The sequence below is a fragment of the Corynebacterium sp. 32222D000AT genome (assembly GCF_053546955.1).
In genome coordinates, this window is the sequence record NZ_JBPPVW010000007.1 from 14791 (window position 1) to 28893 (window position 14103).

The following is a 14103-nucleotide window of genomic DNA, read 5'->3' on the forward strand; positions in this document are numbered from 1 at the left end:
ACTCCAGGAGTTTTAACCCGTGGCCTTCCCTGCAGATTTCCCCTCTCGCCTCCAGCATTTTTCCACCGCCGCTGAGCGCCTGCGCGCCGCTGACGATGCCCTAGCCGGCCAGGACCCGGCCGAGCTGAGCGCCGCCCAGCTCGATTGGCTCAGCACCGAGTTTGGCCGCGCCCTGGCAGCCGCGGAAGACCCGGCCGAGGTCGTGAGCGCCCACGCCAACGTCGTGGCGGCGGTTTTGACCAACGCCCGCACCCAGCTGGCCGATGCCGACTCCTTCTGGGACGTCGCCGCCGCCCAGCTGCAGGTCGACGGGGAGGCTCTGCAGGCGGTGCGCGAGGCGGCATCGGCGGCCGGGGCGGACACGGAGCCGCTGGATCTGCCGGTGGAGACTTACGCGGAGTTTCGCCCGTGGCTGGAGCTCGACCCGGAGGCCGGGCGCCTGAGCCTGGTGCTGCCCGACCCGTCGAGCGCCTGGTCCGTCGACGCCGGCTTCGACACCTTCCGGATTAGCCCGCAGGCCCAGCCGCCCGAGCTGCGCGATGCCCCCTCCCGCGTCGCGCTCGTCCAGCCGACCGCGCGCATTACCGCCACGCACGCCGCCAGCGGCACCAAGCACCGCCTGGGCGTGGTGGCCGAGGACTTCCCCGTCCTGTTTTTCGGCCCGGACTGCCGCCCGCTGCCGGACCAGCACCGCATCACTACCCCGTCGGTTTTCGTCCTCGCGCCGACGCGCACGAAGTTTTCGGCCGAGGGGGCGGCCGTGGAGGTCGCCGACGAGCTGCGCTTTACCACCTGGCCGGAGTGGTCCCTGTTCGAGCTGCGCGAGCTGGCCGCCGCGGACGTCGAGACTCTGACGGTTGCGCTGGATCACCCGGCTAGCTTCACCACCCGCCAGGTGCGCGTGTCCACCCCGGAGGATCCGCATTCGCGTCTGCCGGAGTGGCGCAGCGCCGACAACGCCATCCCGGACGTGCGCGGCACGGATGCCGGGCGTATCTACGGCTCCTCGCCGCGGCTGGTGCTGCCGGTCGATCCGGCCCCGGAGTGGTCGGTGGAGCTGTACTACGTCGACCCGTTGGGCGAGCGCGAGCTGGTCGAGCAGCTGCTGGAGCTGGCCGAGTTCCAGGGCCACGAGCTGGCGCTTTTCGCCGACGCCTACGAGGACGCCTGGGTCGGCCGCTACGAGGTGGACGTGCTGCGCGACGAGACCCTGGTGGACCGCCGCACCTTCAACATGGCCGAGGGTTTTGACCTGCACGTGACCTACAACGGCGCGCAGTTTCGGCACCCCGACCAGGCCGCCGACGCCAACGCCTACACCAAGGCCTACTACTCCCAGCGCAAGGCGGCGGAGAAGTACATCGACGTGCCCTTCGACAAGACGCAGGCCGTGCCCCGCGATGCCGAGACCGCCATGTTCCAGATCTCCAACGCCGTGGACTACTGCCTCGACGTCGTGGTGGTGCCCAAGGCGCTGAAGTACTCGCTGGACCTGCGCGGCGAGCAGCCGGACTGGGACACCCACCCCGGCACCATCCCGCAGGGCTCCCTGGCCCGCAACGGCGAGCTCAAGGTGCGCTTACCCGTGGCCATCGGCGGCTCGGCGGCCCTGCTGCTGACCCACGAGGTCTCCCGCAAGGTCAAGGTCATCCAGCTCAAGCGCCGCCGCCACGGCCGCGTGTTCACGGTGGGCAATAGCGCCATCCAGCACGCCTTCCCCGAAGCCCACGCCAACCTGGTGGCCACGCTGGCGTGGCACCCGGCATCGGCGGCGCAGACGTGGGCCGAATTGTCCGATTCCTTCGGCTCGGAGCTCGAGTTCGAAAAGGCGTGGGAGGCGCACGCCACCCCGGACGTGCAGCTGGCTACCCTGCTGCGGCTCAATGAGTCGGAGTTTGAGCTGTCGGGGCGGATTGTGGGCGATAGCCTGCGGCTGTCCGGCAACGCGATGGGCCGGCAGCTGACCGGTTTCCTCTGGCCGGTCACGCGCCCGGACATCGCGCCGTGGCGGGTGGAGTTTTCCGCCCAGCTGTCCACCCGCGTGCCGGAGGAGCTGCAGGAGGCCGGTCCGCTGGCCGTCGACGTGGTCGAGGCGCAGCCGGGCTACCAGGCCAAGGCGCCGAACCGGCCGTCGATGCGCGCTTTCATCGTCGCCCAGGACGGCTACTTCGACGACGGCCACGGCGACGAGCTGGCCTACAAGCTGTCTGGCGCTAACCCGCGGGCAACCGTCGCTAAGCACGAGCAGCCCGCGCTGTGGCGCCACCTGTTCGCTTTGCGCAACCTGGGCCCGGCCGCTACCCGGCCGATGGCCGGCGTGCTGCGCAAGACCATCGATGCCGACCCGCGCCACATGCTCGAGGCGCTGGGGCGGTCCAACGTGCGCTCCGGCGACCAGCCGGCCCTGGCGATTGCGCACGGGCTGGCCAACTACGACTTCCACAGCAACGGCGAGCGCGTGGCGGAGTTCCGTGCGCTGCCGTGGATTCGCGTCGTGGAGCAGCTCAACGATCTCGTCGATGGGCACGCCGACTGGGACGATGCCACCGATTTCATCCGCACCGCCGGCGGCGAGGTGCTGCTGGAGCTGCTGCGCGGCGGCGAGGACACCGGCACCGCGGACACGCAGCAGGTGATGAGGGAGGTGCTGACGGCCGCCAAGGCGAACAACACGCAGCAGGCGCTCGAGGCGCTCTACGATGTCGCCGCCGCCCGCCGCGTCGCCGATGCCTCCGCCCTGCGCCACGGCTGGGCCGAGATCCTGCGCCGGCGCAAGAAGTTCATCGACGTCACGGGCTTCGCGGAGTTCCGGGAGGAGATGATGAAGCAGGAGGCCAACGTGGTCGGCGACGAGATCCGCGCGCACCTGCACCTGCTGCGCCGCTTCGCGCACACCGCCGGCAAGCGCCAAAAGAACCAGTGGGCCTGGGTGCCGTACCTGTCGGCCATGGCCGCGCACATCACGCGCGCCGGCGCCGCCGAGCTGAAGGGCCGGGTCTCCTATTACGTGCCGCTGAAGCCGGAGCACCTGACCACCTGGGCGGAGCTGGCGCAGCTGGCCCCGACGCTGACCATCTACGATGTCGTCCGCGAGGAGGCCCGCCAACTCGTCCGCGCGAACGGGCCGGTCGAGGGCCTCTAGGCACGCCGAGTAGGCGCTACGGACGTGGTCCGTGGCGCCTTTTCGCGTATTTTGGCTGGGTTTGTCCCTTGGGGTGTCCCCTCGCAGCCTGGGCTCGCGGTTTTGCTCTTGCGGCTGTGTTCTCGTTCCTTGTCCCTCGGCTGACCCCCGTGTCAGCCGTCAGCCGTCAGCTGCTAGGGCCCGCCGCCCCAGGGTGGATCCCACGTCACCTTGCCGCGTCTTCGGTTGACCCGCCCGTGTCTGGGGTAGGCCGGGTCGTCATCATTCCACGAATTATGGAACTCGCACAACAAGGTGAGATTCTCCTGGTTGGTTTCTCCACCGTCTACCCAGGGGTGGATGTGGTGGACCTGGCACTCGTCGGCTGGTTTCCTACAGTTCGGCCAGGCACAGGTGGTGGTCTCCGCCTTCGCCATGTCTTTCTGCTTGCGCGAGGCATGCCGCTGGAAGCGGTATTGGTTGACCGGGCCGCGCCTAGGATCCACCAGGGTGGCAAGACCCGCATCCCACAGGTATTGGCGGACGTACTCGGCACCCGTCATGGTGGTCCCGTTGCTCAGCCGCAAGGTGATCTCGTCCCCCTCGCCGGCAAGGATTTGGACCCAGTCGGGCAGGGAGATGACCACGTGCGTGGCCTTCGGTTGCTTGTTCAGCCCGCCGCTAAACAATGCTTCTACGTCGGGGATGGTCTTGATGGTGGCCCAGAGGTTTTCCACCAACTCCGGGTCACCGGTAACAGAAAAAGTACTCGGTCCGTCTTTGCGGCGGGTCACGCGCACGCCTTCGGCTGGCGGTGCCGGGCGGTTAAGCTCCAGGACCTTTTTGTTAGCCAGTCTGCGTAGTTGTTTGGTGGTGCCGGGAGTGTTGCATAGTTCAATGAGCATGGCCCAGGCGTGGCCTTTGTGGCGCACCCGCCGGAAGGCGTTGTCCAACGCAATGAGGGTGTCTAGATGGTGGCCCTGCGCGGCGGCCGCTTTCCTCGCGGCGGCTTGCTTGCGCGTATACGTGGTGTGTCCGAAGAAGGTCTCGCAGGCACGAAACTGCGCGGCCGCGGCAACATCCGACATGACAGCCTTCAAAGCGGGCAGGCTCAACTCGCGGCACAGGCCCAAATACTGGATCCCGTCCGCGAAGATTGAGTGCGCTGCTTTCAAAGTGTCCATGGCTGTCGTTGCGGTCATGACCCACACGCTAGAAGCACAGATCAACCCCTACAAGGTCCGGAAACCCAATCTGTGGATAACTCGGAGCAAAGTAACCATCCTGCACGAGGCCCGAAACAGCAGAAATCGCCCGTTTTTGCGTCGCGACCTGCCCCAAGGCCGAAAAATGGAGCAACGTACCCAAGTAGCCATAGGTTGGCAAAATTTGGGCACAACTAAACAACATTAGGCACACTTAGCCACAAAAAGGCCCCCGCACCAGGCGGGGGCCAGAAGGAGTGAGGGCTTAGTTGTTCGAGTTGACCAGTTCCTCGCTCTGACGCTCGACGCAATCACGCTGTGCCTGCTGATCCTGGATCTGCATGCACTCCTCGAAGTTCGTCTCGTTGAATACCCAGACGGTAAACGCCACCATGATGGCGGCGATAGCAATGGAAATCACCGACAGGATAAAGCCCACCACCGACATCCAGGTGCGGCGGGTCTCCTTCGGCTTCTTGGCGTTGCGGACCATCGCGATGATGGCAACCACGACGCCCGCAACACCGACGATGGCGCCCAAGCCGCCGACGATGAGGCCCACCACGGCGACGATACCGAGGATTAAGGCCGTCAGCGCCAGCTTCGACTTCTCGAAGTTCGGGGCGTTTTCGAAGCCGCCCTGGTACTGGGAGCCACCGTAGCCGGCGGCCGGCGCGGCGTAGGCGTTGCCCTCCGGCGCGGCCCCATAGGCGCCGTCGTCGAAGCCGGCGTTCGCCTCGCCGGTGCCGCCGTAGCCATAGCCAGCGCCGGCGCCGGCGCTGGGATCGGCGGCGTGCTGGCCCTGGGCATCGTTAGCACCCGGGCGGGAATCACCGTAGGACGGCAGGCCCTGGTTCGGGTCGTTGTTCTGGTCGTTCCCATAAGGGTTGTTGGGAGTGGTCATTTCTACCCTCTTTCCTAGTGCTATAACTTACTATCCCGCCCCACAATAGCGAATAAGTAACCGGTTTCGCAGCGCGAGCGCTACCACGCGCGCAGGTATTCGATGCGCTCGCGCAGCTGCTCGGCGTTGCACAACGCGGTGGGCGGCCCGCCACAGGCCTTGCGGGCCTCGTTGTGGATGGCCCCGTGCGGCCGCCCCTTGCGCCCGGCGGTAATAGACACGACCGTGTTGAGCTCCTTGCGCAGGCGCGCGATTTCGTCGACGGCGAGCTCCTCGGCCCCGCCGCCCTGCGGCTGCTGCTTCTGCTTCGGCGCGCTCGGCATGCCGTAGATCTGCCTCCGATGCTCCTCCGCCGCAGCCTCTGCCCGGCGCGCCTTCTCCCGGGCCTCGCGGGCGTCCATCTCCTCTTCCTGCTTCTTGCGCAGCAAGTCCTTGACCTGCTGGGCGTCCAACAACCCGGGGATGCCGAGGAAATCGGCCTGTTCCGCATCGTCAGTAAAGGCGGCGGTGTTGAAGGAAGAACCGTCGTAGATCAGCGAGGAGAACTCCGCGTCGGCCCCGAGGGACTCATAGGGCTTGTCCAGGTCCGGCTCCGACTCCTTGCGGTTGGCCTGCTCGAGCAGCTCGTCGTCCCAGCCCTCCTTGGGCCGGTCCGGCTTGCCCAGCACGTGGTCGCGGGACTTTTCCATGTTCTCGGCCAGACCCAGCAGCACGGGCACCGACGGCAGGAAGACCGAAGCGGTCTCGCCCGGCATGCGCGAGCGCACGAAGCGGCCGATGGCCTGGGCGAAAAACAGCGGAGTCGACGCCGAGGTCGCGTACACGCCCACGGCCAGGCGTGGCACGTCGACGCCCTCGGAGACCATGCGGACGGCGACCATCCACTCGTCGTTGCTCTCCGAGAACTCATCGATCCGCTCGGACGAGCCCGGATCGTCGGACAGGATGACCGAGACCGGCGTGTTCGAAATCCCCTTGAGGATCTTCGCGTAGGCGCGGGCGGTCGTCGAGTCGGTGGCCAGCACGAGCCCGCCGGCATCCGGCATGCTGCGGCGCATCTGCATCAGGCGCGTGTGCGCGGCCTGCAGCACCGCGGGGATCCAGTCGCCCTTCGGGTCCAGGGCCGTGCGCCAGGCGCGCGCGGTCTGCTCCGGGTTGAGGATGTCGCCCAGGCGGGCGGCGTATTCCTCGCCCGCGGAGTCGCGCCAGCGGGCCTCGCCGGAGTACGCCAGAAAGACCACGGGGCGCACGACGCCATCGGCCAGCGCGTCGCCGTAGTTGTAGGCGTGGTCGGAGCGGGAGACCAGGTGGCCCTCCCCGTCCTGCTCGTAGCGCACGAAGGGGATCGGGGAATCGTCGGAGCGGAAGGGCGTACCGGTCAGCGCCAGGCGGTGATTCACGTCGTCGTAGGCCTCGCGCACGCCGTCGCCCCAGCTCTTGGCGTCGCCGGCGTGGTGGATCTCGTCCAGGATGACCAGGGTGCGCCGCGCGGAGGCGACCGCCCGGTGCTTGAACGGGTGCATGCCGACCTGGGCGTAGGTGACCACGATCCCGTCGTAGGCCGGGTTGACCGCCGAGGAGTTGGTGAAGTGCGCGTCCAGGGACATGCCGACGCGGGCGGCGGCGGACGACCACTGGATCTTCAGTTGCTCGGTGGGCACCACCACGATGACGCGTTCGACGGTGCGGTCTTCGAGCAGCTCGGTGGCCACGCGGAGGGCGAAGGTGGTCTTACCGGCGCCCGGCGTCGCCACGGCCATGAAGTCCTGAGGCTTGGTGCGCAAGAACTTCTCCAGCGCCTCCTGCTGCCATTGGCGGAGTTTGCCTTTGTTCTTGCCCGGAATCACTTGCGCCGCAGACCCTTAAAAATCCGCTCGCAGTCGGGGCAGACCGGCGAACCGGGCTTGGCTTGCTTGGTCACCGGGAAGGTCTCCCCGCACAGCGCGACAACCATCTTGCCGTTGACCGCGGAGTCGAGGATCTGGTCCTTCTTTACGTAGTGGAAGAATTTCGGGGTGTCGTCATTCGGGGTGGACGTATCCTCCCGGACGTCTGGCCTTTCGATTGTTTTCGTCGTCGTACTCACAGCACCCCATTTTGCCGCAAGAGTGTGGATTAATGCGAGTCCCCAGCTACCCTAGGGAGGCATGGAACCGTACACCGTTGACAATCCGGACGGCGATCCCCCTGTTAAGGGCTCCCGCCGCCTCTTCCGGCGCGCCTCGGTGTCCCTGATTACGGATGCCAAGGTCGGCCCCGGCCAGGATCGCCACCACCGCGAGGTGGTCTACGCGATCCTGCAGTTTATCCGTATCCCCGCCCTGTTTATTTCCATTTATTTGGTCTACGCGCACCAGGCGTGGCTCGCGGCGGGGATTGTCTCCGGGCTCACGCTGCCGCTGCCGTGGGCGGCGGTGGTCATCGCCAACGGGCGCGGCCAGCCGAAGGACAAGCGCGAGCGCAACGTCTACAAGCCGGCGCTGGCCCGTCAGATGGCCGCCCAGCAGCGCGAGCAGGTTACCGGCCAGCAGCGCGCGCAGCTCGAGCAGCCGGAAACCATCGACCACGACGACCCGAAGAACCCTTAAAAAGCAAGGAGCCTGCCTGCTATGCCCGCCACTGAACGCTTTTGCCTGCCGCTGCCGGACGATCTCTCCGCCCTGGCGGGCGAGCTCGCCGACGTCTTTACCTCCGCCGGTTTCGACGTGGCCGGTATTGCCGGCTTCTTGGGCCCGGAGGCCACCGAGGCCCTGCACCGCGGCGAATACGCCCCGGTGGCGCTGCGCTGCCGGGACGACAGCCAGATGGCGTGGCTCGTCCGCATCTTTTTGCTGCACGATGCCGTCCCCGCCACCGCCCTGGCCCAGGCCGTGGGCGCGCGGCTGGCCACGCAGCTGGTGGATACCGGCATCGTGCGCGCCGATGAGCACGGCACGGTCTACTGCGCGCTGGAGATTCGCCCGCAGATCATCGCCGGCCGGGAGCGCGTGGTCTTCTCGGACGTCGATGCCTCCCTGGTCGACCACGTGCCCGGCTCCCAGCACGTGGTGGGCGTGGGCGCGGCCAGCCTGTCGCTGCTGCAATCCACTCCCCTCTCCCCGGTCGGCACGGTGCTGGATCTCGGCACGGGCTCGGGCGTGCAGGTGCTCGGCCAGCTGGGCTGCGCCGAATCGGTCACCGCGACCGATGTCAGCGAGCGCGCCCTAACGCTGGCGCGCGCGACGGTGGCCGCGGCCGGCGCCAGCGACCGGGTGGAGCTGAAGGAAGGTTCCTGGTTCGATCCGGTGGCCGGGCGCCGCTTCGACCGCGTGGTGGCCAACCCGCCGTTCGTGGTGGGACTGCCGGAGGTCGGCCACGTCTACCGCGACTCCGGGATGGAACTAGATGGGGCCTCCCAGAAGGTGGTCTCGGAGGTGGCGGATTATTTGAACCCGGGCGGCACCGCGCACCTGCTGGCGGCGTGGGTTCACCGCACCGACGAGAACTGGGCGCAGCGCGTGGCCAGCTGGCTGCCGTCGCACGGGGTGGCCGCGTGGGTCATCGAGCGCGACGTGGCGGACCCGGCGCTGTACGTGTCCACGTGGCTGCGCGACGAGTCCGTCGATGTGCGCACCCGCGCCGGTCGCAAGCGCAGCACGGCCTGGCTGGAATACCTGGCCGACCACGACGTGACCGGCATCGGCTTCGGCTTCGTGGCGCTGCAGCGCATTGCTGACGATGCCCCCACCGAGGTCCTGGCGGAGTCCCTGCCCCAGGCCTTTAGCGATCCGCTGGGCCCGGAGGTGGAGGAATACTTCGCCCGCGTGGCCTGGCTGCGCGACCTGGTGCCCGGGGAGATCGAGACCAAGTACTTCGGGCTGCGCCCCGGCGTCGCCTTGGAGGACATCTCCGTCGCGGATGCCGAAAGCCACCAGGGCTTCGAGCCGGCGGTCAAGCGCCTGACCCGCACGGAGGGCCCGCGCTGGTCGCACGAGGTCGACGACGGGCTGGCCGCGGTGGTGGCCGGCCTCAGGCCGGATGGGCTCAACCTGGGCGAGACCATCGCCCTGTACGCCGCCGCCCACGGGCTGGACGAGGAGGAGCTGGTGCGCTCGGCCGTGCCGGCCATCGTGGACTTAATCCGGCACGGGCTGGTGCTGCCGGCCGAGTTCTTGGATTAGGCACCGGCGCGGCAACCACCAGAAAGCACGCGGCCGGGCAGGCAACGAGCAGAAAGGCACGAGGAGTTTATGAAGGCAGTGTTGACGCGGGTTTCGCAGGCGAGCGTGACCGTGGCGGGTGAGACGGTGGGCAACATCGATTGCCCGGAGACCGGCGGCGTGCTGGCGCTGGTGGGAGTTTCGCGCGAGGACTGTGAGGACAAAGCCACGACGGCGGCCGCGGTGGAGAAGATGGCGCGCAAGATCGCGGAGTTGCGGATGCTCGACGGGGAAAAGTCCGTGACGGATACCGGCGCGCCCGTCCTGGTGGTCAGCCAGTTCACCCTGTACGGCGCGACGGCCCGCGGGCGGCGCCCCTCCTGGTCGGCGGCGGCGCCGGCGGAAATAGCCGAGCCGGTGATTGTCGAACTGGTGCGGCAGCTGCGCTCCCGCGACATAACCGTGGCCGAGGGCCGCTTCGGCGCGATGATGGAAGTCAGCTCAGTCAACCAAGGACCCTTTACTTTGCTGGTGGAGACCTAGCCCGTCACCCCCAAAAGATGGTGCGGGAACTAATCCGCGCCGCGAGCCGTTGAGTAGTTTGTAACCGGCGATACTTTAGGAGGCCCTAGATGACCACTTCCCACGACCAGGATTCATCTAAGCAAGACGCCACGGAGCAGGAGGTTGATCGCGGTTCCCGCCGCGGACACACCAACGACAACCCTTCGGCCGACCTCGTGCGGGTTTACCTCAACGGCATCGGCAAGACCGCTCTTTTGTCCGCCGAGGACGAAGTCGAGCTGGCACAGGAAATCGAAATCGGCCTGTACGCCGAATACAAACTGAATAACGCGGAAAAGCTCACCCGCGCCGAGAAGCGCGACCTGAAGATTCTCGTCAAGGAAGGCAAGAAGGCCCGCTCCCACCTGCTGGAGGCGAACCTGCGCCTGGTGGTCTCCCTGGCCAAGCGCTACACCGGCCGCGGCATGCCGCTACTGGATCTTATCCAGGAGGGCAACCTGGGCCTTATCCGCGCGATGGAGAAATTCGACTACGCCAAGGGCTTTAAGTTCTCCACCTACGCCACCTGGTGGATCCGCCAGGCCATTACCCGCGGCATGGCCGACCAGTCGCGCACCATCCGCCTGCCCGTCCACTTGGTCGAGCAGGTCAACAAGCTCTCCCGCATCAAGCGCGAGATGTACCAGTCCCTGGGCCGCGAGGCCACGAATGAGGAGCTGTCGGAGGAATCCGGCATCGATGAGGACAAGATCGAGATGCTCCTGCGCCAGTCCCGCGACCCCGTCTCGCTGGACATGCCGGTCGGCGCGGACGAGGAAGCCCCGCTGGGCGACTTCATCGAGGACGCCGAGGCTACCGACGCCGAAACGGCCGTCGTCGCCTCCCTGCGTCACTCCGATATCCGCTCGGTGATCGGCTCCCTGGAGCAGCGCGAGCAGGACGTCATCCGCCTGCGCTACGGCCTGGACGACGGCGTGCCACGCACCCTGGACCAGATTGGCCGCCAGTTCGGCCTGTCCCGCGAGCGTGTGCGCCAGATCGAGCGCGAGGTCATGGCCAAGCTGCGCGACGGCCAGCGCGCCGACCGACTGCGCGAGTACGCCCAGTAGGACTTTTATCCGCCGCCTTAGCCCGCCGCGACCTGATCTTTCAGGCCGGCGGCTTCGTCTTTGTGTGGACGCTTCCTAGACCGTAAATAGCGTTTATAGCCTTTACTGCGACAACGGCAGCCCGGCGATATGCGCTAGACTATGGTGTATTAGTTTTGCCGCAGCTTAGGTTTAGCAATCCTGTGCTGCGAGTGAGAATCCACTCCCGGAATCAGAAAGGTGCCAGCCCACGTGAGGGACCTAGTCGATACCACCGAAATGTATCTGCGAACCATCTACGAGCTCGAGGAAGAGGGCATTACCCCGCTGCGCGCCCGCATCGCGGAGCGGCTCGAGCAGTCCGGCCCGACGGTCTCGCAGACCGTGGCGCGCATGGAGCGCGATGGCCTTTTGCATGTGCGCACCGACCGGAGCCTGGATCTGACCCCAAGCGGGCGCGAGCTGGCCACCGCCGTGATGCGCAAGCACCGCCTGGCCGAGCGGCTGCTGACCGACGTGCTGGGCCTGGACATCCACCAGGTCCACGACGAGGCCTGCCGCTGGGAGCACGTCATGAGCGAGGACGTGGAGCGCCGCGTCGTCGCCGTGCTGGATGATCCGGCGCGCTCCCCCTTCGGCAACCCGATCCCGGGCCTGGCCCAGCTGGGCACCAACGTGCCGGAGCAGTCGGAGGGCACGCGCGCCATCGACCTGCCGGAGGGCAAGGAGGTCACCGGTACCGTCAGCCAGATTAATGAGATCCTGCAGGTCGACCACCAGCACTTCCGGGAGCTGCACGATGCCGGGATCGTCGTCGGCGCCGAAGTCACCGCCCTCAACAACGGCGGCGCGATTACCCTGACCACTAAGTCCGGGCACGGCGTCGAACTGCTCAACGACTTGGCCCACGCGGTGCGGATCGAGGAGTCTTAAACCCATGAAGCTTCTGGTTACCGGCGGCGCCGGGTACGTCGGCAGCGTGTGCGCTGCGGTTCTTATCGAGCGCAGCCACGACGTGACGATCATCGATGATTTTTCCACGGGCAACCGCGAGGCCGTCCCGGCGCAGGCGCGCCTGGTCGAGGGCCGCGTCGACGAGCTGGCCCAGTCCGTGCTGTCCGAGGGCGGCTTCGACGGCGTGGTCCACTTCGCCGCGCGCTCCCTGGTCGGCGAGTCCGTCGAGGTGCCGAACGAATACTGGCACGACAACGTCGGCACCGCCCTGGCCTTGCTGGACGCCATGCGGGACAACGGCGTCAAGAACCTCGTCTTCTCCTCCACGGCGGCCACCTACGGCGAGCCGGAGCAGGTGCCGATTACCGAGGACGCGCCGACGGCTCCCACCAACCCTTACGGGGCGACCAAGCTGTCCATCGACTACATGATCACCTCCTACGCGAAGGCCTTTGACCTGGCGGCGACCTCGCTGCGCTATTTCAACGTGGCCGGCGCCTACGGCTCCGTCGGGGAAAACCGCGCGGTGGAGACCCACCTCATCCCCATCATCTTGCAGGTGGCCCTGGGGCACCGCGACAAGATCTTCATCTTCGGCAACGACTGGGACACCAAGGACGGCACCGCGGTCCGCGACTATATCCATATCCGCGACCTAGCCGACGCGCACGTGTTGGCGCTGGAGAGCAACAAGCCAGGCTGCCACCGGATCTACAACCTGGGCTCCGGCGACGGCTACTCCGTCAAGGAGGTCATCGCCGCCTGCCGGAAGGTCACCGGCCACCCCATCCCGGCCGAGGACGCCCCGCGGCGCGCCGGCGACCCGGCGGTGCTGATCGCCTCCTCCGAGAAGATCAAGGAGGAGCTGGGCTGGAACCCGACGCGCACGGACCTGGATACCATCGTCTCGGACGCGTGGGAGTTCACCCGCCAGCTCGGCGACCAGGCGCACTCGGCCCGCCGCGCGTAACCGCTAGGCCTAGGCGGCCCGCGGCTCGGGGTCGCAGCCGCATACCCCGTAGACGGCTGCCAGCCGCGCCTTCTCCGAGCCCTGCCGCACGCTGTCGATGAGGTGCTCGCTGAGCCCGCAGCGGAACGCGCTGAGCAGCAGCCGCAGGAAGTTGTGCTCGGGGAATTCCTCGCGGCCGACCATCAGCGCCGTGCTGGCCTTGTAGTAGATGCCCATCTCGATTGAGCAGACTGCGTAGACGGCCAGCGCGTTGGCGCGAATGTTCCCGCTGAAGGTCTGCGCCAGCGCCAGCATGAGCGTGCAGGCGGCCGCCGGGTGGGCCAGGCAACCGCCCAAGGCGACGTCGCGGGCCTTGGTGCTGCCCATCCACACGGCGGCGGTAAACAATAGATCGGTGTCCCCGGCGACGTCGCCGGGCCCGTCGATATCGCTTAAGACCTCCGGGACGTCGCGGGCGATGGCCACGAGGTCGTAGCCGTAGGTGCGGTGGCCGCAGCAGGCATCGTTAGCACAGGTGGTAGCCAGCCGGTTGAGGGCGGCGAGTTCCTCCGACTCCCCCAAGCGGCTACGGCGCTGGAAGGGCTCGAAGCATTCCTGCCGGTCGAGGGCGGGCAACTCGCCTTCGGCGATGCAGGCTCGCATGCTGTCGGAGTCCGTAATCGGCGCAACGCGGCCTTCCAGCCAGGCGTCGCCGCCGGGGCCCTGGTGCAGCGCCGGGTCGGCGAAAATCTCCTCGTAGGGCCGGCCGACCTGGATTTCCGGCACCATCCACAGGCCCTCCAGGTCGAGGTAGCACTGGTCTGGTTCGGAAAGGAAGTCAATGAGTTCGCTGAGGTGGCGTTCCGGGCGGGTGCTGATGATGAACGCGAAAAAGATGTGGTCGGGATATTGGTCCAGCAGGGCGAGGCCTTCCTCCCAGCCCTCGTCGACGTCGTCGATGCTAATGCGCAGGAGGGGTCCGAGAATATAACTCTCGGGGCAGTCGTGGGCGGGCTGGAAGCTGACGATGACGAGGGATTCGGACGGGTAGAAACCAAGGTTTCCGGGGATGTCGGCAAGGATTTCGGCGGGTGTGTACGTGTGTGCTTGTGAAGTAGTCATGCTGTCATCATCGGCGGGATGTGCGCCGAAATCGAGCGCTGCCGTCCCGCGCCTGTGGATAACTCGCCACATTTATATGCCACGTAATATATCGGC

The 14103-nt window shown here is 67.1% G+C and carries 12 protein-coding genes; 7 read left to right on the forward strand and 5 right to left on the reverse strand.

Features of this window, described 5'->3' with window-relative positions; genetic code table 11:
- The first annotated feature begins 19 nt into the window (after positions 1 to 19).
- Positions 20 to 3142, forward strand: a complete 3123-nt coding sequence (locus ACEE23_RS05770; RefSeq protein WP_368521217.1) for a hypothetical protein — start codon at positions 20 to 22, stop codon at positions 3140 to 3142.
- A gap of 173 nt (positions 3143 to 3315) precedes the next feature.
- On the opposite strand, the gene ACEE23_RS05775 is transcribed toward ACEE23_RS05770, so the two are convergent.
- The 4 genes from ACEE23_RS05775 to ACEE23_RS05790 all read right to left on the reverse strand — a co-directional run bounded on the left by ACEE23_RS05775 (position 3316) and on the right by ACEE23_RS05790 (position 7316).
- The gene (locus ACEE23_RS05775) at positions 3316 to 4323 is read right to left on the reverse strand and encodes an HNH endonuclease signature motif containing protein (protein ID WP_448871411.1); all 1008 of its coding nucleotides are present in this window, start codon (positions 4321 to 4323) and stop codon (positions 3316 to 3318) included.
- A 268-nt stretch (positions 4324 to 4591) separates the two neighbouring features.
- A complete protein-coding gene (locus ACEE23_RS05780) occupies positions 4592 to 5230 on the reverse strand; it encodes a hypothetical protein (RefSeq protein WP_448871413.1) in 639 nt (212 codons plus the stop codon).
- A gap of 80 nt (positions 5231 to 5310) precedes the next feature.
- Complete coding sequence (locus ACEE23_RS05785; RefSeq protein ID WP_368519421.1) at positions 5311 to 7074, reverse strand: DEAD/DEAH box helicase; 1764 nt, start codon at positions 7072 to 7074, stop codon at positions 5311 to 5313.
- Entirely contained in the window at positions 7074 to 7316 is a 243-nt protein-coding gene (locus tag ACEE23_RS05790; protein ID WP_070768436.1) for a DUF3039 domain-containing protein, read from the reverse strand. Before ACEE23_RS05790 ends, ACEE23_RS05785 begins: the two co-directional genes overlap by 1 nt.
- A 61-nt stretch (positions 7317 to 7377) precedes the next feature.
- On the opposite strand from ACEE23_RS05790, the gene ACEE23_RS05795 reads away from it, so the two are divergent.
- The 6 genes from ACEE23_RS05795 to galE all read left to right on the forward strand — a co-directional run bounded on the left by ACEE23_RS05795 (position 7378) and on the right by galE (position 12906).
- Entirely contained in the window at positions 7378 to 7818 is a 441-nt protein-coding gene (locus ACEE23_RS05795) for a DUF3099 domain-containing protein (RefSeq protein ID WP_368519199.1), read from the forward strand.
- A gap of 21 nt (positions 7819 to 7839) precedes the next feature.
- The gene (locus tag ACEE23_RS05800) at positions 7840 to 9390 is read left to right on the forward strand and encodes a DUF7782 domain-containing protein (RefSeq protein WP_448871416.1); all 1551 of its coding nucleotides are present in this window, start codon (positions 7840 to 7842) and stop codon (positions 9388 to 9390) included.
- Between the two features lie 69 nt (positions 9391 to 9459).
- Positions 9460 to 9912 (forward strand): D-aminoacyl-tRNA deacylase, encoded by a 453-nt coding sequence (gene dtd / locus ACEE23_RS05805; protein ID WP_368521220.1) that lies wholly within the window; start codon positions 9460 to 9462, stop codon positions 9910 to 9912.
- Positions 9913 to 10001: 89 nt separating this feature from the next.
- Complete coding sequence (locus tag ACEE23_RS05810; protein ID WP_368519196.1) at positions 10002 to 11003, forward strand: sigma-70 family RNA polymerase sigma factor; 1002 nt, start codon at positions 10002 to 10004, stop codon at positions 11001 to 11003.
- A gap of 231 nt (positions 11004 to 11234) precedes the next feature.
- On the forward strand, positions 11235 to 11915 hold the full coding sequence (locus tag ACEE23_RS05815) for a metal-dependent transcriptional regulator (RefSeq protein ID WP_368519195.1): 681 nt from the start codon (positions 11235 to 11237) through the stop codon (positions 11913 to 11915).
- Positions 11916 to 11919: 4 nt separating this feature from the next.
- Positions 11920 to 12906: a UDP-glucose 4-epimerase GalE gene (gene galE, locus ACEE23_RS05820; RefSeq protein ID WP_448871419.1), complete on the forward strand. Its 987-nt coding sequence runs from the start codon at positions 11920 to 11922 to the stop codon at positions 12904 to 12906.
- Between the two features lie 9 nt (positions 12907 to 12915).
- Here the strand turns inward: galE and ACEE23_RS05825 are convergent, their stop codons facing one another.
- Positions 12916 to 14007 (reverse strand): DUF4192 domain-containing protein, encoded by a 1092-nt coding sequence (locus tag ACEE23_RS05825; protein WP_368519193.1) that lies wholly within the window; start codon positions 14005 to 14007, stop codon positions 12916 to 12918.
- Positions 14008 to 14103 lie beyond the last annotated feature (96 nt).